The sequence below is a fragment of the Streptomyces sp. NPDC026206 genome (assembly GCF_040638465.1).
Lineage (GTDB): Bacteria > Actinomycetota > Actinomycetes > Streptomycetales > Streptomycetaceae > Streptomyces.
The window spans coordinates 76,275-96,478 of record NZ_JBEZYL010000014.1 but is presented as its reverse complement, the minus strand read 5'-3'; the positions used below and the strand labels follow the sequence as shown (position 1 = coordinate 96,478).

Annotated in this window: 15 protein-coding genes; 4 read left to right on the top strand and 11 right to left on the bottom strand. The window is 72.9% G+C overall.

Annotation, left to right across the window (positions count from 1 at the left end):
* The first annotated feature begins 18 nt into the window (after positions 1-18).
* Together AB0F13_RS20200 and AB0F13_RS20195 are read left to right on the top strand one after the other, a co-directional pair.
* On the top strand, positions 19-753 hold the full coding sequence (locus AB0F13_RS20200; protein ID WP_362083791.1) for an MBL fold metallo-hydrolase: 735 nt from the start codon (positions 19-21) through the stop codon (positions 751-753).
* Positions 754-781: 28 nt separating this feature from the next.
* Positions 782-1,618 (top strand): DUF3097 domain-containing protein, encoded by an 837-nt coding sequence (locus AB0F13_RS20195; protein ID WP_362083788.1) that lies wholly within the window; start codon positions 782-784, stop codon positions 1,616-1,618.
* A 132-nt stretch (positions 1,619-1,750) separates the two neighbouring features.
* Here the strand turns inward: AB0F13_RS20195 and hemW are convergent, their stop codons facing one another.
* From hemW to lepA, 4 genes are all read right to left on the bottom strand, one after another.
* On the bottom strand, positions 1,751-2,983 hold the full coding sequence (hemW, locus tag AB0F13_RS20190) for a radical SAM family heme chaperone HemW (protein WP_362083785.1): 1,233 nt from the start codon (positions 2,981-2,983) through the stop codon (positions 1,751-1,753).
* A 27-nt stretch (positions 2,984-3,010) separates the two neighbouring features.
* Positions 3,011-4,840, bottom strand: coding sequence for an ATP-binding SpoIIE family protein phosphatase (locus AB0F13_RS20185; protein WP_362084006.1), 1,830 nt, complete (start codon positions 4,838-4,840; stop codon positions 3,011-3,013).
* 277 nt (positions 4,841-5,117) lie between these two features.
* Positions 5,118-7,007, bottom strand: a complete 1,890-nt coding sequence (locus AB0F13_RS20180) for a long-chain fatty acid--CoA ligase (RefSeq protein WP_362083782.1) — start codon at positions 7,005-7,007, stop codon at positions 5,118-5,120.
* Between the two features lie 209 nt (positions 7,008-7,216).
* Positions 7,217-9,097, bottom strand: coding sequence for a translation elongation factor 4 (lepA, locus tag AB0F13_RS20175; RefSeq protein WP_362083779.1), 1,881 nt, complete (start codon positions 9,095-9,097; stop codon positions 7,217-7,219).
* 207 nt (positions 9,098-9,304) lie between these two features.
* Between lepA and rpsT the strand changes: the two genes are divergently transcribed.
* Positions 9,305-9,571, top strand: coding sequence for a 30S ribosomal protein S20 (gene rpsT, locus AB0F13_RS20170; RefSeq protein WP_362083776.1), 267 nt, complete (start codon positions 9,305-9,307; stop codon positions 9,569-9,571).
* A gap of 299 nt (positions 9,572-9,870) precedes the next feature.
* On the opposite strand, the gene holA is transcribed toward rpsT, so the two are convergent.
* Positions 9,871-10,857 (bottom strand): DNA polymerase III subunit delta, encoded by a 987-nt coding sequence (gene holA, locus AB0F13_RS20165; RefSeq protein WP_362083773.1) that lies wholly within the window; start codon positions 10,855-10,857, stop codon positions 9,871-9,873.
* Positions 10,858-10,977: 120 nt separating this feature from the next.
* Between holA and AB0F13_RS20160 the strand changes: the two genes are divergently transcribed.
* Positions 10,978-11,205, top strand: coding sequence for a hypothetical protein (locus AB0F13_RS20160; RefSeq protein WP_362084003.1), 228 nt, complete (start codon positions 10,978-10,980; stop codon positions 11,203-11,205).
* 1 nt (position 11,206) lies between these two features.
* On the opposite strand, the gene AB0F13_RS20155 is transcribed toward AB0F13_RS20160, so the two are convergent.
* The 6 genes from AB0F13_RS20155 to leuS form a co-directional block, all read right to left on the bottom strand.
* Positions 11,207-11,869, bottom strand: coding sequence for an arylamine N-acetyltransferase (locus AB0F13_RS20155; protein WP_362084000.1), 663 nt, complete (start codon positions 11,867-11,869; stop codon positions 11,207-11,209).
* Positions 11,758-14,538, bottom strand: a complete 2,781-nt coding sequence (locus tag AB0F13_RS20150; RefSeq protein ID WP_362083770.1) for a ComEC/Rec2 family competence protein — start codon at positions 14,536-14,538, stop codon at positions 11,758-11,760. Before AB0F13_RS20150 ends, AB0F13_RS20155 begins: the two co-directional genes overlap by 112 nt.
* On the bottom strand, positions 14,535-15,356 hold the full coding sequence (locus AB0F13_RS20145; RefSeq protein WP_362083767.1) for a ComEA family DNA-binding protein: 822 nt from the start codon (positions 15,354-15,356) through the stop codon (positions 14,535-14,537). Before AB0F13_RS20145 ends, AB0F13_RS20150 begins: the two co-directional genes overlap by 4 nt.
* A 109-nt stretch (positions 15,357-15,465) precedes the next feature.
* Entirely contained in the window at positions 15,466-16,311 is an 846-nt protein-coding gene (locus AB0F13_RS20140) for a DegV family protein (RefSeq protein WP_362083764.1), read from the bottom strand.
* A 69-nt stretch (positions 16,312-16,380) separates the two neighbouring features.
* The gene (locus AB0F13_RS20135; protein ID WP_362083761.1) at positions 16,381-17,136 is read right to left on the bottom strand and encodes a hypothetical protein; all 756 of its coding nucleotides are present in this window, start codon (positions 17,134-17,136) and stop codon (positions 16,381-16,383) included.
* A 162-nt stretch (positions 17,137-17,298) separates the two neighbouring features.
* Positions 17,299-20,148: a leucine--tRNA ligase gene (leuS, locus tag AB0F13_RS20130; RefSeq protein WP_362083758.1), complete on the bottom strand. Its 2,850-nt coding sequence runs from the start codon at positions 20,146-20,148 to the stop codon at positions 17,299-17,301.
* Positions 20,149-20,204: the final 56 nt, after the last annotated feature.

Sequence of the window (20,204 nt, the reverse complement as noted above, 5' to 3'; positions counted from 1 at the left end):
TGCGGCTAGCGTCACGGTATGGAGATTCACGGGGATTCCCGCGCTGCGGGGGCGCACTGGGAGCAGCTCGCGCCGGGTGTCGTACGCCGCAGGCTGCCGGGCTGGGACGCGACGGTGGGCGCCATCGCGGGCGGTACGGGCGTACTCGTCGTCGACACGGGGTCCTCCCTGCACGAGGGGGTGGAGATCCGGCGCGAGGTGCAGGAACTCTTCGGGCTGCCCGTGACGCACATCGCACTGACCCACCCCCATTTCGATCATGTGCTGGGCACTGCCGCCTTCGCCGGCGTGCAGGTCTACGGGGCGGTGGGCGCCGCCGAGCTGCTGCTGCGCGAGCGCGACGAGCTGCGCGCGGACGCGGTGCGGCACGGAGTGGACCCCGACGTCGCCGCCGAGGCCGTGGAGCTGCTCGTACCGCCCCACCACCCGGTCTCCGGCGAGCTGACGGTCGACCTGGGCGACGGGCGGCGGGTGCTGCTCGCCAACGTCGGACCGGGCCACACGGCGCACGATCTCGCGGTGCTGGTGGACGGCAGGACCGAGGTCGTCTTCTGCGGCGACCTGGTCGAGGAGTCCGGCGAACCGCAGGCCGGACCGGACGCCCTGCCGCACGCCTGGCCGGCGGCGCTGGACCGGCTGCTCGCGCTGGGGGGCGACGACGCGGTGTACGTGCCGGGGCACGGCGCCGTGGTGGATGCCGGCTTCGTGCGCGGGCAACGCGACGTGCTGGCGGGGCGCTTCGGCGTGTCGTGAGCCGCCCTCGTGATCCACAATTGCCCGCATGCGCAGCAGCAGACAGTACGGTCCCGACCTGACGCCCCCGTGGAAGCGGAGCACGCCCGCGCCCGAGGTGCCGGCCGCAGCGGATCTCGTGGTGGAGGAGGTCACGACGGGCTTCTGCGGCGCCGTGATCCGCTGCGAGAAGACGGCCCAGGGCCCCACGGTCACCCTTGAGGACCGCTTCGGCAAGCACCGCGTCTTCCCCATGGAGCCCCGCGGCTTCCTCCTTGAGGGGCGCGTCGTCACCCTCGTACGCCCGTCAGCCACCCCCCACGCCCCGCAGGGCCCCGCACGCACAGCCTCCGGGTCCATCGCCGTACCGGGCGCGCGGGCACGCGTGGCACGCGCCGGGCGCATCTATGTCGAGGGGCGCCACGACGCGGAGCTCGTGGAGCGCGTGTGGGGTGACGACCTGCGCATCGAGGGCGTCGTCGTGGAGTACCTGGAGGGCATCGACGACCTGCCGGCCATCGTCTCGTCCTTCGCCCCCGGTCCGGACGCGCGGCTGGGAGTGCTGGTGGACCACCTCGTCCCGGGGACGAAGGAGTCACGCATCGCGGCCGGGGTGACGGATCCGCACACCCTTGTCGTGGGCCACCCGTATGTGGACGTGTGGGAGGCCGTGAAGCCGTCCTCCGTCGGCATCCCTGCCTGGCCTCGGGTGCCGCGGGGGCAGGACTGGAAGACGGGGGTGTGCCGGGCGCTGGGGTGGCCGGAGAACACGGGGGCCGCTTGGCAGCGGATCCTGTCGGGCGTGCGGAGCTACAAGGACCTGGAGCCGCAGCTTCTGGGGCGAGTGGAGGAGCTGATCGACTTCGTGACGGTGCCGGTGGGGTGACCGGGTGGGTTTTCTCCCCGCCCCGCCCTTTCACCGTTTCCTGTCCTCAAACGCCGGACGGGCTGGATTGTTGCGCCGGGACGGGCTGGATTGCTGCGCGGAGGACCGGGGGTCCGGGGGCGGAGCCCCCGGTCAGTCCACCAGGTCCCGTACCACCGCGTCGGCCAGGAGCCGCCCTCGCAGGGTCAGGACCGCCCGCCCCTCCTCGTAGGGGCCCCGCTGCAGCAAGCCGTCCGCCAGCGCCCGCGCGGCCGCCGCCGCGCCCGCCGGCTTCAGCAGTGACAGCGGGCATCCCTCCACCAGCCGCAGCTCCAGCAGGATCCGCTCCACCCGGCGGTCCTCGTCCGCGAGGACCTCGCGGCCGGCCCCCGGTGAGCGGCCCTCGCTCAGGGCCTGGGCGTAGGCGCCGGGGTGCTTGACGTTCCACCACCGGACGCCGCCCACGTGCGAGTGGGCACCCGGGCCGGCGCCCCACCAGTCGGCGCCGCGCCAGTACAGCTCGTTGTGGCGGCAGCGGCCGGCCTCGGTGGTGGCCCAGTTGGAGACCTCGTACCAGGCGAAGCCGGCGGCCGAGAGCGTCTCGTCGGCGATCAGGTAGCGGTCGGCGTGGACGTCGTCGTCCGTCATCGGCACCTCGCCGCGCCGGATGCGGCGCGCGAGCTGCGTGCCCTCCTCGACGATCAGGGCGTAGGCGGACACGTGGTCCGGGCCGGCGCCGACGACCGCGTCCAGGGACGCCCTCCAGTCGTCGTCGCTCTCGCCCGGCGTGCCGTAGATCAGGTCCAGGTTGACGTGGTCGAAGCCCGCCGCACGGGCCTCGGCCACGCATGCTTCGGGACGGCCGGGGGTGTGCGTACGGTCGAGGATCTTCAGGACGTGCTGGCGCGCGCTCTGCATGCCGAAGGAGACGCGGTTGAAGCCGGCGGCGCGCAGTTCCTCCAGGTAGCGCGGGTCCACGGATTCGGGGTTGGCCTCGGTGGTGACCTCGGCGCCGTCCGCGAGCCCGAATTCGTCGCGGATCGCGGCGAGCATCCGGCCGAGGTCGGCGGCGGGCAGGAGCGTGGGCGTGCCACCGCCCACGAAGACGGTCTCCACCGGGCGCGGGTCGTCGCCCAGCACCTTGCGGGCGAGGCGGATCTCCTCGGCGACGGTGTCGGCGTAATTGTCGCGGGAGGCGAGCGCACCGCCGGAGCCGCGCAGCTCGCCAGCGGTGTAGGTGTTGAAGTCGCAGTAGCCGCAGCGGGTGGCGCAGTACGGGACGTGCAGGTAGAAGCCGAGGGGCCGCTGCCCGGAGCCGTCGAGGGCGTGGCGGGGCAGTGCCCCGTCCTCGGGCATGGGCTCACCATCGGGCAGTACGGAAGGCATGTGTTCCATTGTCCGGCATGGCGGGCACTACTCGGCCCGGAGCACCAGCAGCGCGAGATCGTCGTCCGGCGGGGTGCGGGAGAAGCCGTGTACGGCGCGGCGGATCCGCCCGGCGACACCTTCGGCCGTGAGGCCCGCGCAGCCCGCGAGGGCGGCGGCCAGACCGTCGCCGTCATCGAAGAGCTTATTGCCGGACTTGCGCTCGGTGACACCGTCCGTGACGCACAGCAAGATCTCCCCGGGCCTCAGGTCGAAGGTCTCGCTGCGGTAGCCGACGTCCTCGACGACACCGAGCAGGGTCTGCGGCGCGGCCGCGGGCCACACCGAGCCGTCGGGGCGCAGGAGCAGCGGCAGCGGGTGCCCGGCGCTGGCGAGGGTGCAGCGCACGCCGTCGCCTTGCGGCACGAGCTCGCCGTAGAGCAGCGACAGGAAGCGCGGCGCCGCCCCGCTCTCGGCCGCTTCCGCGGCCTCCTCGCACACGAGCCGGTTGAGCCGGTCGAGGACGTCGGCGACGCCGTAACCCTCCTTGGCCAGGAGCCGCAGCCAGGGGCGGACGAACCCGGTCGTCACGGCGGCCTCCGGGCCGCTGCCGCAGACGTCGCCGAGGGCGAAGCACCAGCGGCCGCCGCCGACGCCGAACACGTCGTAGAAGTCGCCGCCCGCCGAGGCGTCGCCCCTGGGTTCGTAGACGACGGCCTTGTCGACGCCGGGGATCTGTGCGACGCCGCGTGGCAGCAGTCCGCGCTGGAGGATGCGGCTGATGGTGGCCTGGTGCGTGTACTGGCGGGCGGAGGCGAGGGCCTGGGCGACGCGGCGGGCGAAGTCCTCGACGAGGGAGACGACGTCGCCGGCCATGGCGGCCGGGGCGCTGCGGCCCAGCAGCAGGGTGCCGATGCCCCGGCCGCCGGCGACGAGCCGGCAGGCCAGCGCGGAGCCGTCCGCGCCGGCCGGGGCGTCCTTCTCCCGCGGCGCGTCCGTTACGTGCGTGCCGTCCGGCCCGCAGCACCCGTACGGGCTCTGCGGCCAGGGGACGGCGTGGCCGGCGGCGGGGAGAGCGGGCGGGGTGCGCTGCAGGGCGAGCCGGAGGGGTTCGATGCGGCTCTCGCGGGCGTGCCAGACGCGGGCCAGGCGCGGAACGGGGCGGACCGCGCCGGGGGCGCTCTCGGCGTCGAGCCAGATCGCGCACCAGTCGGCGAGGCGCGGCACGGCGAGCTGGGCGGCGAGGGAGGCGACCATGTCCTCGTCGAACTGGCCGGCGAGCAGCTCGGAGGCCTCGGCGAGGAAGGACAGGGCGCGGTGGTGGCTGCGGTCGCCGGCGCGGCGGGCGGACGGCTCGGGGCGCGTGCCGGGGGCGAGGATCTGGGCGACGCGCAGGTCGCGCAGGAGGGCCTGTTCGGAGAGGGCGCCGTCGCTCTCGGGCAGCGGGCTCGCCGGCAGGTGGAACCAGACCGTCTTGTCGGTGCGCCGGTAGGCCGTGCCCCAGGTCTCGGCCAGTTCGGCGACGAGCCGCAGCCCCTGTCCGCCGTGCGCGGGCCCCTCGCGGTCACCGGTGGCGGGGCGCGGGCGGGCCCGGAACTCACGGGCGGGGTGGTGGTCGGTGACCTCCACGACGAGGCTGCCGCCGCGCGCCGGATCGAGCCGGCACTCCAGGTCCACGGACGTTCCGGCGTGCACCACGGCGTTGGTGACCAGCTCGCTGACCAGCAGCGTCGCATCGTCGGTGACCATCGCGTGGGCGTTCCAGCCGGCGAGCACGGTCCGTACGAACCGGCGGGCGGCCGAGGGCGCGCGGGCGTCGCCGGGCAGGCTGGTGCGGGCTGTGGGCGGCCCTTCGGCGCTACCGGAGCCGGTCGTCACATGGGACCCACGGGCCGGTGCGCATCCGACCGGCCCGTCCTTCCCGGACGTTGGTGATGTCCTCACGTGACGCTCCTGACCGCTTACGGCATAGTGCGGAGTTCACCACGGACAGAGTGACAGACTGTCCGCGCTCAGGGGCGAGGAGTGGGGGAAGTGAGCCTTACGAGTGGTCCGGCGAGCGGTCCGGCGGGCAGGGACGCGCCCGCCGAGGCACGGGCCGCGGCCGCCGCGCCTGCTGCGGCCGTGGTTCCGGCAGCTGGTCCGGCAGCAGCGGTCAGTGCTCGCGGGACCCCTCGTACATCTCCTCGATCAGGGCCTTGTACTCCCGCTCGACGACCGGCCGCTTGAGCTTGAGGCTGGGTGTCAGCTCGCCGTGCTCGACGTCTAGGTCGCGCGGCAGCAGCCGGAACTTCTTGACCGTCTGCCAGCGCTGCAGCCCGTCGTTGAGCCTGCGGACGTAGTCCTCGATGAGCTCCTGGGTCTCCTTGGCGGCGACCACCTCCGCGTACGACATGCCCTCCATGCCCCGCTCCTTGGCCCAGCCCATGATGGACGGTTCGTCCAGGGCGATGAGGGCGGTGCAGAAGTTCCGGTCGGCGCCGTGCACAAGGATGTTGGAGACGAACGGGCATACGGCCTTGAAGCGGCCCTCGACCTCGGCGGGCGCGACGTACTTGCCGGCCGACGTCTTGATCAGGTCCTTCTTCCGGTCGGTGATGCGCAGGTAGCCGTCCGGGGAGAGCTCGCCGATGTCGCCGGTGTGGAACCAGCCGTCGGATTCGAGCACCTCGGCGGTCTTCTCCGGCTGCCCGTGGTAGCTCTCCATGATGCCGGGGCTGCGCAGCAGGATCTCCCCGTCGTCGGCGATGCGGACCTCCGTGCCCGGCAGCGGCTTGCCGACCGTGCCCGTGCGGTAGGCCTCGCCGGGGTTGACGAGGCTGGCGGCGCTGGTCTCGGTGAGGCCGTAGCCCTCCAGGATGTGGATGCCGGCGCCGGAGAAGAAGTAGCCGATGTCGGGGGCGAGGGCGGAGGCGCCGGAGATGCAGGCGCGCAGCCGGCCGCCGAAGGCCTCGCGGATCTTGGCGTAGACGAGGGCGTCGGCGACGCGGTGCCTGGCGGCGAGCCCGAGGGGCACGGTCTTGCTGCCGGTGCGGCGGAAGTTGTCCTGGGAGACCTTGGCGTACTCGCGGGCGACCTCGGAGGCCCAGCGGAAGATCCGGTACTTGGCACCGCCGCCTTCGCGGGCCTTGGCCGCGACGCCGTTGTAGACCTTCTCGAAGATGCGCGGCACGGAGGCCATGTAGGTGGGCCGGACGACCGGAAGGTTCTCGATTATCTTGTCGACCCGCCCGTCGACGGCGGTGATGTGCCCGACGCTGATCTGGCCGGCGGTCAGCACCTTGCCGAAGACGTGCGCCAGCGGCAGCCACAGGTACTGCACGTCGTCGGGGCGCGAGAGCCCGGTCGCCTCGATGGCGCGCGCCATGTACGACCAGGCGTCGTGCCGCAGCCGTACGCCCTTGGGGCGGCCGGTGGTGCCGGAGGTGTAGATGAGTGTGGCGAGCTGGTCGCAGCGCAGGGCTGCGACGCGGTCGCGGACGGCGTCGGGGTGCTGTTCGAGGTGGGCGGCGCCGCGCTTCTCCAGGTCAGCGAGGGAGAGCACCCAGCCCTCCGGGTCGCCCTCCGCGGGGGTGGCGTCGGCGGCGTCGATGACGACGACGTGGGCGAGGGCGGGCAGCTCCGCGCGGCGCAGGCGCGCCTTGGCGAGCTGGGCGGCGTCCTCGGCGATGAGGACCCGGCACTCTGCGTCGGAGAGCATGAAGGCGGTCTCGTCGGCGTTGGTGCTGGGGTAGACGGGGGTGGTGGCGGCGCCGGCGCACATGATGCCGAGGTCCGCCAGGATCCACTCCAGCCGGGTGGCGCTGGAGAGCGCGATCCGCTGTTCGGGGAGGACGCCGAGGTCGATGAATCCGGCGGCGATCGCGAAGACGCGGTCGGCGGCCTGGCGCCAGCTGAGCGAGGCCCAGTCGTCGGGGCCGGAGCCGGACGCGGGCGGCACCGGATAGCGGTAGGCCTCCGCGTCGGGCGTGGCCTCGACCCGTTCGAGGAACAGCGTCGCCACGGACGGCGGCCGGTTCTCGATCAAACTCTGTGTCTCGGTCACGGCATCCTCCGGGGCCCGCTACGTTGCTGGTGACTCGCGAGTAACCTTCCAAGCAGTGATCAGACTAGAGCCGAAGGGGCCATCGCGTAAGAGCCCCTGGCGGCTTATGCGCAGACGCTGCGCAAAAGTGCCCGCCCCCTGACGGGAACGGGCACCTCGCAGGCCGTACGGCACGGGCTCCGCAGGGAGGACCCGGGGACGGATCAGGGCTACTTCTTGCCCTTCTCCCCGCTTTCGTCGCTGGACAGCACCGCGATGAAGGCCTCCTGCGGGACCTCCACGCTGCCGACCATCTTCATCCGCTTCTTGCCTTCCTTCTGCTTCTCCAGCAGCTTCCGCTTACGGGAGATGTCGCCGCCGTAGCACTTGGCGAGGACGTCCTTGCGGATGGCGCGGACCGTCTCGCGGGCGATGACCCGGGAGCCGATGGCGGCCTGGATCGGCACCTCGAAGTTCTGCCTCGGGATGAGCTCGCGCAGCTTGGCCACCAGCCGGACACCGTAGGCGTAGGCCTTGTCCTTGTGCGTGATCGCCGAGAACGCGTCGACCTTGTCGCCGTGCAGCAGGATGTCGACCTTGACCAGGTCGGCGGTCTGCTCGCCGGTGGGCTCGTAGTCGAGCGAGGCGTAGCCGCGGGTCTTGGACTTGAGCTGGTCGAAGAAGTCGAAGACGATCTCCGCGAGCGGGAGGGTGTAGCGCAGCTCGACACGGTCCTCGGAGAGGTAGTCCATGCCCAGCAGCGAGCCGCGGCGGGACTGGCACAGCTCCATGATGGCGCCGACGAACTCGTTGGGCGCGAGGACGGTCGCCTTGACCACCGGCTCGTGCACCTCGGCGATCTTGCCCTCGGGGAACTCGCTCGGGTTGGTGACGGTGTACTCGGTGTCGTCCTCCATCCGCACGTTGTAGACCACGTTGGGCGCGGTGGCGATGAGGTCGAGGCCGAACTCGCGCTCCAGCCGCTCGCGGACCACGTCCAGGTGGAGCAGGCCGAGGAAGCCGACGCGGAAGCCGAAGCCGAGGGCGGCCGAGGTCTCCGGCTCGTAGACGAGCGCGGCGTCGTTGAGCTGGAGCTTGTCCAGGGCCTCGCGCAGCTCCGGGTAGTCCGAGCCGTCCAGCGGGTACAGGCCGGAGAACACCATCGGCTTGGGGTCCTTGTAGCCGCCCAGGGCGACGGTGGCGCCGTTGTGCAGGGAGGTGATCGTGTCACCGACCTTGGACTGCCGGACGTCCTTCACACCGGTGATGATGTAGCCCACCTCGCCGACGCCCAGGCCGTCGGAGGGCGTCATCTCCGGCGAGGAGACGCCGATCTCCAGCAGCTCGTGGGTGGCGCCGGTCGACATCATCTTGATGCGCTCGCGCTTCTTCAGCTCGCCGTCGATGACCCTGACGTACGTGACCACGCCACGGTAGGAGTCGTAGACCGAGTCGAAGATCATCGCGCGGGCGGGGGCGTCCTTGACGCCGACCGGGGGCGGGACCTCGCGGATGACCTTGTTCAGCAGCTCGGGGACGCCGACGCCGCTCTTGGCGGAGACCCGCAGCACGTCCTCGGGCTCGCAGCCGACGAGGTTGGCCAGCTCGGCGGCGAACTTCTCCGGCTGGGCGGCCGGCAGGTCGATCTTGTTGAGGACCGGGATGATCGTGAGGTCGTTCTCCATCGCCAGGTACAGGTTGGCGAGGGTCTGGGCCTCGATGCCCTGGGCGGCGTCCACCAGGAGGATGCAGCCCTCGCACGCGGCGAGGGAGCGCGAGACCTCGTAGGTGAAGTCGACGTGGCCCGGCGTGTCGATCATGTTGAGGATGTGGGTGTTGCCCACGGTCTTCGCATCGGACGCAGCGTCGGTGGGCGCCCAGGGCAGACGCACGGCCTGGGACTTGATCGTGATGCCGCGCTCTCGCTCGATGTCCATGCGGTCGAGGTACTGCGCACGCATCTGCCGCGAGTCGACCACACCGGTCAGCTGAAGCATCCGGTCGGCGAGCGTCGACTTGCCATGGTCGATGTGCGCGATGATGCAGAAGTTACGGATCAGAGCCGGGTCGGTACGGCTCGGCTCCGGCACGTTGGTAGGGGTCGCGGGCACGCAGGATCCATTCGGTGACTTCGGCGTTTGAACGCTGGTCTCGGCGGGAGTCGGGTATACGACTCCTCCATGGTCCCATGCGCGGCGGCCCCGGTCCGGTTTGGGAGGCCGCAAGGCGTACTGGTAACCTGGCCCACTGTGCCTGTCGTGCCCTCTATCACGTAACGGCACTCATCGAAATTCAATCGAACCTGAAAAGGCTCTTTCGTGGCGAACATCAAGTCCCAGATGAAGCGGAACAAGACCAACGAGAAGGCGCGCCTGCGTAACAAGGCCGTCAAGTCCTCGGTCAAGACCGCTGTCCGTGCGGCCCGCGAGGCCCTGGCCACCGGCGACGTCGAGAAGGCAACCGCCGCCGTCGCCCTGGCCGGCAAGAAGCTCGACAAGGCCGCCAGCAAGGGTGTCCTGCACAAGAACGCTGCCGCCAACAAGAAGTCTTCGCTGGCCCAGCAGGCTGCCGCCCTCAAGGGCTGAAGTCTTCCGGGGCGTGAGCTCCGGTTCCTTCGCCGGCACGGATCCAGCGGCCCCTCTACCGCTCCGGACCGGCACCCCGCCGCACTCGGTCGTTCGCCACGCGGGTGCGGCATGAGCCTCAGGGCTCGCTGAACGATCCAGGAGGCCCCGCGCCTGCCCTTCCCCAGGGCGGGTGCGGGGCCTCTTCGGTTTTCGGGACTGTGCCCGGTCTTCGGGACTGCGCCCGGTTTTCAGGACTGCGCCCAGGAGCCCCGTCCGCCATCGCCGGACGGGCTCATTTCGGGGGGACCGGGGCGCCCTCAGGAGCGGCTGCGGGCCGCCCGGGCCACGGCGACCACGGCCTTCTCCAACGCGTACTCCGGATCGTCACCGCCGCCCTTGACCCCCGCGTCCGCCTCCGCGACGGCGGTGAGCGCGACGGCCACCCCGTCCGCGGTCCAGCCGCGCATCTGCTGCCGCACCCGGTCGATCTTCCACGGCGGCATGCCCAGCTCACGGGCCAGGTCGCCGGGGCGGGCGCCACGGGGAGCGGAGGCCAGCTTGCCGATCGAGCGCACGCCCTGGGCGAGGGCGCTGGTGATGAGCACGGGGGCGACACCGATGGCCATGGCCCAGCGCAGGGCCTCCAGGGCCTCCGCCGCCCGGCCCTCCACCGCACGGTCGGCGACGGTGAAGCTGGAGGCCTCCGCACGACCCGTGTAGTAACGGGCGACGACGGACTCGTCGATGGTGCCCTCGATGTCGGCGACGAGCTGGGCGCAGGCGCTCGCCAGCTCGCGCAGGTCACTGCCGATCGCGTCCACCAGGGCCTGGCACGCCTCCGGCGTCGCCGAGCGGCCGGTCGCCCGGAACTCCGAGCGCACGAACGCCAGGCGGTCGGCCGGCTTGGTCATCTTCGGGCAGGCCACCTCGCGGGCCCCGGCCTTGCGGGCGGCGTCCAGCAGCCCCTTGCCCTTGGCTCCGCCGGCGTGCAGCAGAACGAGCGTGATCTCCTCGGCGGGCGAGGCGAGGTAGCCCTTCACGTCCTTGACCGTGTCCGCGGACAGGTCCTGGGCGTTGCGGACGATCACGACCTTGCGCTCGGCGAACAGCGACGGGCTGGTCAGCTGGGCCAGCGTGCCGGGCTGGAGCGCGTCGGACGTGAGGTCACGCACGTCGGTGTCCGCGTCGGCGGCGCGGGCGGCCGCCACCACCTCCTGCACGGCGCGGTCGAGGAGGAGATCCTCCTGGCCCACGGCGAGCGTGACGGGGGCGAGCAGGTCGTCGGTTGCAGTCTTCCTGGCCATCGCGTCCAGCATCCCATGCGCCAGTGACACTCCCCTCGCCACCGCCCGGACCCCATGCCGCACAATGTGCGGGTGAGCAGCGCTTTCTCCTTTTCCGGTCCTCCCGAACCCGTACGGCACCTGCTGGTGCTCCCCGACCGCGACGCCGCCGGGGAGGCCGCGGACGAGGCCGGTGAGCGCTTCGGGCTGAACGAGGAGCCCCAGATCGTCCGCGAGGCGCTCGCCGGTGAGGACGACGCCGAGGACGCCCAGTGGCTCGTGGTCCTGGAGGACCCGGACGGCCGGCTGGACACCGCGGCGCTGCGTGTACTCGCCGAGGAGTACGACGGCTGGCTCGAGGTGGGATGACTCAGCCGGCCGGGGCCGCCTCGCGCAGCTCGGGGACCCGGTCCAGGGCCATGCCGAAGTGCTCCCGGTAGGCGGTCAGCACCTCGGCCCCGGCCAGCGTCCGCTCCGTGCGGCCGTCGGGGCCGGTGGTCACAAGCGTCCGGCCGCTGAGGGTGACCCTGCCGCCGGCGGGGGTCAGCCGGGAGCAGATCAGCGACTGGGTGAACGGTGACTTCGGCGAGGTCCGGTGCCACCAGGAGCCGCTCTCGAAGTCGGCCAGCTCCCGGGGGCGCTGCTCCAGGCGGTACTGCACCTCACCGTCCTTGATGACGTCCAGGTCTCCTCCCTCCGTCCCGGCGATCCGGAACACCCCGGCGCCGTCCTGCTGGTCGCCTCGCTCGGTGAGCCGCAGCGGGTAGTGGCTGTTGCGGCCGAACCCGATGTCCACCAGGAAGGGCCCGCTCCCGTCGGCCGTCTGCACGCCCAGCGCCAGGTGGTCGAAGGGGATCCCGAACGTGCCGTCCGGGCCCTTCACCCGTCCCGCCAGCAGGCTCACCCGGTAGCCGAGCGCGGTCAGCAGCTGTGCGAACGCGCCGTTGAGCTCGTAGCAGAAGCCGCCGCGTCCCCGCAGGACCTTGTCCACGAGAGCCCGGCCGTCGAGCACGACGTCTTCCCCGAGATGAATGGACAGATTCTCGAACGGCACCGCGACGAGATGGCGGAAGTGCAGGTCCCCGAGCGCGGCCGTGTCGGGGGCGGCCGGGCGGGTGGCGCTGATGCGGCGGAGGTAGGCGTCGATGCCAGTGGAGTCCATGGATCAGTTATGCCGCAGGTGGGGCGGCTGTGGCATCGGGCCACGGACCTACGTCTGTGGCCCCCTGTGACGGCCGTCATGGTCCGGGTCACCGCGATCGGGCCGTCGGTGTCGGTGCGCAGCACGGCCGCGCCCTGCGCCTGGAGTGCGGCGACCGTGCGGGCGGCCGGGTGGCCGTAGGGGTTGCCGGCTCCGGCGGAGATCAGGGCCAGGCGGGGGCGCAGGCCACGCGTCAGGTGCGGGTCCTGGTGGGCGGAGCCGTGGTGGGCGACCTTCAGGACGTCCACCGCGCGCAGGCCGGGGTGGCTTTCCCACAGTTCCTGCTGGGCGGGTGGTTCGAGGTCGCCGAGCAGCATGAGGGTGAGGCCTCCGGTACGGACGAGGAGCGCCACGCTGGCGTCATTGGGCCCGTCCTCGGCAACTGCGGACGTCCCGGCGGGCGGCGGCCACAGCACCTCCCAGGACAGCTCGCCCAGATGCCGCCGCTCCCCTGGGACGGCCTCGACGACCGGCACCCGGGCGCGCTCCGCCTCCCGGCGCACGAACGCGGCCTGCCCCGCCGGCTCGGCGAGGGCGGTCGTCTCGATCATCCCGACCGCCCGGCCGCGCAGCACACCGGGAAGGCCGTCCACGTGGTCGGCGTGGAAGTGGCTCAGCAGCAGGAGCGGCACCCTGTCGACGCCCAGCTCCTGCAGGCAGCGGTCGACCGCCCGCGGCTCGGGGCCGGCGTCCACGACCACGGCGGTGCGCGGTCCGGCGGCCAGCGCCAGCGCGTCTCCCTGGCCGACGTCGCACGCGACCAGCCGCCAGCCGGGCGGCGGCCAGCCCGTGACGGCCCGCGTCAGCGGTACCGGGCGGACGACGGCCAGCAGCAGGAGCAGGGCGCAGGCCGCGCAGGCCCAGGGGCGGCGGAGTACGGGCCGGGCGGCGAACACGGCGACCGTCGTGATCACGGCCAGGAGCAGCCCGCCGGCCAGGGCCCCCGGCCAGTCGCACTCCGCACCCGGCAGGCCGGCGCCCGTGCGGGCCACGGAGGCAATCCAGGACGCGGGCCATGCAGCCGTCCAGGCGAAGGCCTTGGCGAGGGGCAGTGCCACGGGGGCGGTGGCGAGTGCGGCGAAGCCCAGGACGGTGGCGGGGGCGACCGCGGGCTCGGCGAGGAGGTTGCACGGCACCGCCACCAGGCTGACCCGGGCCGCCAGCACGGCGATCACCGGCGCGCACACCGCTTGCGCCGCCCCGGCCGCCGCGAGGGCCTCCGCTACCCGTGCAGGCACGCCGCGCCGCCGCAGAGCCGCGCTCCAGCGCGGGGCGAGGGTCAGGAGGGCGCCGGTGGCCAGGACGGAGAGCAGGAAACCGTAACTCCGGGCGAGCCACGGGTCGTAGAGCACGAGCAGGAGTACGGCCGCCGCGAGCGCGGGCAGCAGGCTGCGGCGGCGGCCCGTGCCGAGCGCCAGCAGGGTGATGAGGCCGCACACGGCGGCCCGCAGCACGCTCGGCTCGGGCCGGCACACGACCACGAACCCCAGTGCGAGGCCGCCACCGAGCACCGCGGTCAGCCGCAGCGGGATGCCGAGCCGTGCGGCGAGCCCCCGCCGCTCGGCGCGGGAGGCGAGGTGGGGCGGCCCGATGAGGAGAACGAGAAGGACGGTGAAGTTGCCCCCCGAGACGGCCAGAAGGTGCGTCAGATCCGTGGCCGTGAAGGCCTCGTCGAGATCCGCGGGAACGCGGGAGGTGTCCCCCACGACCAGCCCCGGCAGCAGTGCCCGGGCGTCCGGGTCCAGCCCGTCCGTGGCGGCCCGCAGGCCCGCGCGCAGCCGGCCCGCCGCACGCTGGAGCGCGGATGGCCCGCCGACGACCTGGGGCGGCGCCTGCCCGTCGACCCGCATGACGGCCGCGATGCGGTCCCCGTCCCGCGACGGCGGAGCGAGCCGGCCCTCGGCCCTCAGCCGGGTGGACGGCAGCAGCCCCAGCCAGGACTGACGGGCAATCAGCAGGACCGGCGTACGGACCCTGGTCGTCCCTTGCGCGGTGATGACGCGGGTCGCCTCCGCCTCCAGCACGACAGCGGGCGCGGTGCGGGCCGATCCGCGCACGTGCGGCCGCACCGCCCGCGGGTCGCCGGTGACCGTCACCTCGATGGCGGCCTGCCCGTACTGGCGCGCCAGCTCCGGCAGGGGCCCGCGGCGCGTTTCGGCGCCCGCCAGCGCGCCGGCCGCCGCACCGGCGCAGGCACCGAGCAGCGCGGCAGCCACCGTGACCGCCGCCCCGGCCCGGGCCCCGTGCCCCCGGGGCCCTGCGCCGCCGTGCCCCGGGGCCCTGCGCGCGGCGGCGAGCAGCACATAGGTCAGGGCCACAGCTCCGGCGCAGGCCAGGGCCACGCTCCTGCCGTCCGCCGTCAGGGCGATCGCCGCGGCGGCCCACGCGGCGAGCGCGGGCACGGTCAGCCGCAGGTCCGCCGTGCCTTCCGGGCGTCCCTCGGCCTCGCCGGGCGGCGGCGCGTCCGCCGCGCCGAGGGCTCCCCGCTGCTCCTGCCTCATGGCTGGACCAGGGGCTTGAGGTCGGTGAAGCGGCGCGCGCCGATGCCGTTGACGTGGCGGAGGTCGGTGACGGAGCGGAAGCCGCCGTGCCTGGTGCGGTAGTCGACGATGTGCTGGGCGAGGACCGGGCCGACGCCGGGCAGGGCGTCGAGCTGTTCCAGCGTCGCCGAGTTGAGGCTGACCGGTCCGCCCGGCGCGCTCACGCCACCGCCGGGCCCGTTGCCACCCGGTGCCGGACCCGGGCCCGGCACCGCGGCCCCCGTGGCGCCCACCACGATCTGTTCTCCGTCGGTGAGCAGCCTCGCCCGGTTGAGGCCCGTCGTGTCGGCACCCGGGCGGGCTCCGCCGGCCGCCTCCAGGGCGTCGGCGACGCGCGAACCGGGCGGCAACTGCTGCAGGCCGGGACGCCGCACCTTGCCCGACACGTCCACCACCACGCCTCGCGCGCTCGCCCCGGCCATGGCGGTGGGAGCCGCACTCGGGGCCGGCGCGGGCCCGGGCACCGGCGCCGCCGCGGCCCCCGGCCCCTCGCGCACCGGTGGCCGTACCGTCTGCGGTCTCGCCGCCCAGAAGTGGTACGCCGCGAAGGCGACCGCCGCCACCAGCACCACGGCGAGCGCGGCAAGCGTCCTCGGCTCGATCCCGCACCGCAGTTGCACCCACACCGGCAACCGCTCGCGCACGGCGCTCCACCAACGCCCCGCAACGGGCGGGGCATTGGGCGCCGGGGACACCGGGACCCTGCCCCGCAGCGAGGCGAAGTCCTGGGCGAGAGCCGGAACCCCGGCGGCGTTCACAGCCTGTGATCGAATAGTCATGGCATGTGACCGTAGACGTGTTCGCGGTACCCTGCCGAGGCGGCCGGATTTCCGTGGACAACCCGCCCGTTGTGGAAAACTCCGTCACCCCATCAGGTGAGCAGCACGCCTACTTCGGGGAGATCACGACGCCCAGCAGCCCCGGTCCCGTGTGTGCCCCGATGACCGCCCCGACCTCGCTCACGTGCAGGTCCACCAGACCCGGCACCCGTTCCCGCAGTCGCTCCGCGAGCAGGGCGGCCCGGTCGGGGGCGGCCAGGTGGTGGACCGCGACGTCGACGGGTGCGGCGCCGGCCCGCTCGACGGCGATCTCCTCAAGGCGGGCGATCGCCTTGGACGCCGTGCGGACCTTCTCGCGCAGCTCGATGCGGCCGTCCTCCAGCTGCAGCAGCGGCTTGACGGCGAGCGCCGAGCCCAGCAGCGCCTGCGCGGCGCCGATGCGGCCGCCGCGCCGCAGGTAGTCGAGGGTGTCGACGTAGAAGTAGGCGGCCGTGCCCTGCGCGCGCTTCTCGGCGGCGGCCACCACCTCGTCCAGGGTGCCGCCGGCCCGCGCCGTCTCCGCGGCGGCCAGCGCGCAGAAGCCCAGGGCCATGGCGACCATGCCGGTGTCCACGGCCCGGACCGGCACGGGCGCCTCACGGGCCGCGAGCACCGCGGCGTCGTACGTACCGGACAGCTCCGCGGACAGGTGCAGGGAGACGATGCCCTCGGCACCGGCCTCGGCGGCGGCGCGGTAGGCGGCGGCGAAGACCTCGGGGCCCGGGCGGGAGGTGGTCACCGGCTTGCGCTTCTGCAGGGCCTGGGCCAGCGCCCGGGCCGAGATCCCGGTGCCCTCCTCCAGCGCCTCGCCGCCCAGGACGACCGTCAGCGGTACGGCGGTGATCCGGTGCCGCTCCATCTCCTGCCGCGGCAGGTAGGCCGTTGAATCGGTGATGATCGCGACATGGCGGGACATGCACGGGAGGTTACCTCCCGGGCCGCCCCGACGGCAGTACGAGCCTCGTCTACCCGTCCGTCACGGCTCTCACGCCGTGCTTTCCGGACGCTTGGCCTTCTGCCAGGAGTACCCTGCCCGCCAACGGCCGTCGCCTCCGCTGATCGCGGGCCGCTCCGCCTCCTCGGCGGCGGCCGCGGACCCGGCCTTCACCGACGCGTCCGCACCAGCGGCACCTGAAGCCTCTTCAGCTCCTGGAGTCCCGGACCTCCCGGCCGCGCCCGAAGTCCCGGCCGGCGGCTCCGTCTCCCAGTGCCGCAGCGCGCCCGTCTCCATCCGGATCTGTTCGCTCAGCGCCGTCAGGTCGTCCTCCGCGAACTGCCCGGCCCGGTCCTGTGCCGCCCACCGCAGGGAGTCCGCCGCGTGCGTGACGCGCTCCGTGCGCTCCCGCAGCTCCGGCAGGCGCGCGGCGACCCGGTCCCTGTCCGGCTCGGTCTCCAGCTTGCGGAGGTCCTCCTCGATCTCGCGGCCGTGCGCGCTGAGCCGCTCGAAGAGGGCCAGGGACTCCGAGAGGGACGGGTCGTCCGCCAGGCCGGTCCTCAGGACCTCCTGGGTGGCGCGCATCGACGTGCGCAGCGACAGCCGCAGCTGCGCGACCTCGCCCCCGGCGCCCGGCTGGGTGTACTGCCGGGCCTTGAGGCGGGTGTCCTCCACTGTGCGCCGCGCCTGGGTGACCGTGCGGTCCACGCCGCGCTTGACCGCCCGTACCGCCTTGACCGCGGCGATCACCGCGAACGCGACGAGGAGCGCGAAGATCACGGCGACGATCGCGGCGGCGGCTTCCATATGCGCTCCTCCACGGGGCACAGCGGCCCCGGCACCTCGGCGGCAGGGTCCCTCCCCGCCCCTTCCACCGTAAACGCTACGGGCAGGCCGAGGGTTCCGGAGGAACCCCCAACCTGCCCGTAGGGACAAACCCCTACCCCGTGGTGCCGGGGCGAAGGCCCGTTACGCGGGGACGATGTTGACCAGCTTCGGCGCCCGGACGATCACCTTGCGGATGCCGGCGCCGCCCAGCGCGGCGACGACCGCCGGGTCGGCCAGGGCCACCTTCTCCAGCTCCTCCTCGGAGATCGCCGGGGCGACCTCCAGACGGGCCTTGACCTTGCCCTTGATCTGCACGACGCAGGTCACCGCCTCGTCGACCAGATAGGCCGGGTCGGCGACGGGGAAGTCCCGGTGCACGACCGAGTCGGTGTGGCCGAGCTTGCGCCACAGCTCCTCGGTGATGTGCGGGGCCAGCGGCGCGACCAGCAGCACCAGCTGCTCGGCGACGGACCGCGGGACCTCGCGGAGCTTGGTGACGAAGTTGTTCAGCTCGGTCACCTTGGCGATGGCGGTGTTGAAGCGCAGGTTCGCCATGTCCTGGGAGACGCCGTCGACGGCCTTGTGCAGGGCACGCAGCGTCGCCTCGTCGGGCTGGGCGTCGACGACCGTGACCTCGCCGGTGTTCTCGTCCACCACATTGCGCCACAGGCGCTGCAGCAGCCGGTACTGGCCGACGACGGCGCGCGTGTCCCAGGGGCGGGAGACGTCCAGGGGGCCCATCGCCATCTCGTACAGGCGCAGCGTGTCGGCACCGTACTCGGAGCAGATCTCGTCCGGCGTGACGGCGTTCTTCAGGGACTTGCCCATCTTGCCGAGCAGCCGGCTGACCTTCTCGCCCTGGTAGTAGTACGCGCCGTCGCGCTCCTCCACCTCGGCGGCCGGGACGGCGATGCCCCGGCTGTCACGGTAGACGTAGGCCTGGATCATGCCCTGGTTGTAGAGCTTGTGGAACGGCTCGGCCGAGGAGATGTGGCCCAGGTCGAAGAGGACCTTGGACCAGAAGCGGGCGTACAGCAGGTGCAGCACGGCGTGCTCGGCGCCGCCGACGTACAGGTCGACGCCGCCGTGCGGCTGGCCCTCGCGCGGGCCCATCCAGTACTGCTCGGCGTCGGCGGAGACCAGGCGCTCACTGTTGTGCGGGTCCAGGTAGCGCAGCTCGTACCAGCAGGAACCGGCCCAGTTGGGCATGGTGTTGGTCTCGCGGCGGTAGCGCTTGACGCCGTCGCCGAGGTCGAGCTCCACGTCGACCCAGTCCTCGTTGCGGGACAGCGGGGTCTCGGGCGAGGTGTCGGCGTCGTCCGGCTCGAAGGTGCGCGGCGAGTAGTCCTCGACCTCGGGCAGCTCCAGCGGGAGCATCGACTCCGGCAGCGCGTGGGCAACGCCGTCCTCGTCGTAGACGATCGGGAAGGGCTCGCCCCAGTAGCGCTGGCGGCTGAACAGCCAGTCGCGCAGGCGGAAGTTGACGGTGCCTTCGCCGATGCCGCGCTCGGACAGGTGGGCGATGACCGTCCGCTTGGCCTCGTCGACCTGCAGGCCGTTGAGGTCGATCTCGTCGTTGGCGGAGTTGATCGCCGGGCCCTGGCCGCCGTACGCCTCGCCCTCCCAGCCCTCGGGCGGCTGGACGGTGCGGACGATGGGCAGCTCGAAGGCGGTGGCGAACTCCCAGTCGCGCTCGTCCTGGCCCGGGACGGCCATGATCGCGCCGGTGCCGTAGCCCATCAGGACGTAGTCGGCGACGAAGACGGGAACGCTCTCGCCGGTCAGCGGGTTGAGGGCGTACGCGCCGGTGAAGACGCCGGTCTTGTCCTTGCCCTCGGTCTGGCGCTCGACGTCGGTCTTGGACTGCGCCTGCTTGCGGTAGGCGTCGACCGCGGCGGCCGGGGTGCTCGCACCGCCGGTCCACACGTCCTTGGTGCCCTCGGGCCACTCGGCGGGGACGATGGCGTCGATCAGGTCGTGCTCGGGGGCCAGCACCATGTAGGTGGCGCCGAACAGGGTGTCGGGGCGCGTGGTGAAGACGGTGATCTTCGCCTCGGCGCCGTCCGCGACCCGGAAGTCGACGCGGGCGCCCTCGCTGCGGCCGATCCAGTTGCGCTGCTGCAGCTTGATGGCCTCGGGCCAGTCCAGGGCGTCCAGGTCGTCGATCAGGCGGTCCGCGTAGGCCGTGATCCGCATGTTCCACTGGCGCAGCTTGGACTTGAAGACGGGGAAGTTGCCGCGCTCGGAGCGGCCGTCGGAGGTGACCTCCTCGTTGGCCAGCACGGTGCCCAGGCCGGGGCACCAGTTCACGGGCGCGTCGGAGGCGTACGCCAGGCGGTAGGTGCCCAGGACGTCGGCGCGCTCGGCGGCGCTCAGCTCGCTCCACGCGCGCGTTCCCGCGACCTCTCGCCGACCGCTCTCGAACTGCGCCACCAGCTCAGCGATCGGCCGGGCCTTCTTCGCGTCCTCGTCGTACCAGGAGTTGAAGATCTGCAGGAAGATCCACTGCGTCCACTTGTAGTACTCCGGGTCGATCGTCGCGAACGACCGGCGCTTGTCGTGGCCCAGGCCCAGCCGGCGCAGCTGCGCCTTCATGTTGTCCATGTTGGCCTCGGTGGAGACCCGCGGGTGGGTGCCGGTCTGCACCGCGTACTGCTCGGCGGGCAGGCCGAAGGCGTCGAAGCCGAGGGTGTGCAGGACGTTGTGGCCCGTCATGCGGTGGTAGCGCGCGTAGACGTCGGTGGCGATGTAGCCGAGCGGGTGGCCGACGTGCAGGCCCGCGCCCGAGGGGTACGGGAACATGTCCATGATGAACTTCTTCGGCCGGGCGACGACGGCGGCGTCGCCCGCCAGCTCTCCGCTGGGGTTGGGCGCGGCGTACGTGCCGTCCGCGTCCCAGAAGTCCTGCCAGCGTGCCTCGATGTCAGCGGCCAGCGCGGCCGTGTAGCGGTGCGGGGCGGCCACTTCGGCGGCGGTGGGGGTCTCGCTCATCGTCCTCAAAGCTCCATCGATCGTCGTCTCTGCCTGCGGCTGCGAAATTCCGGTCC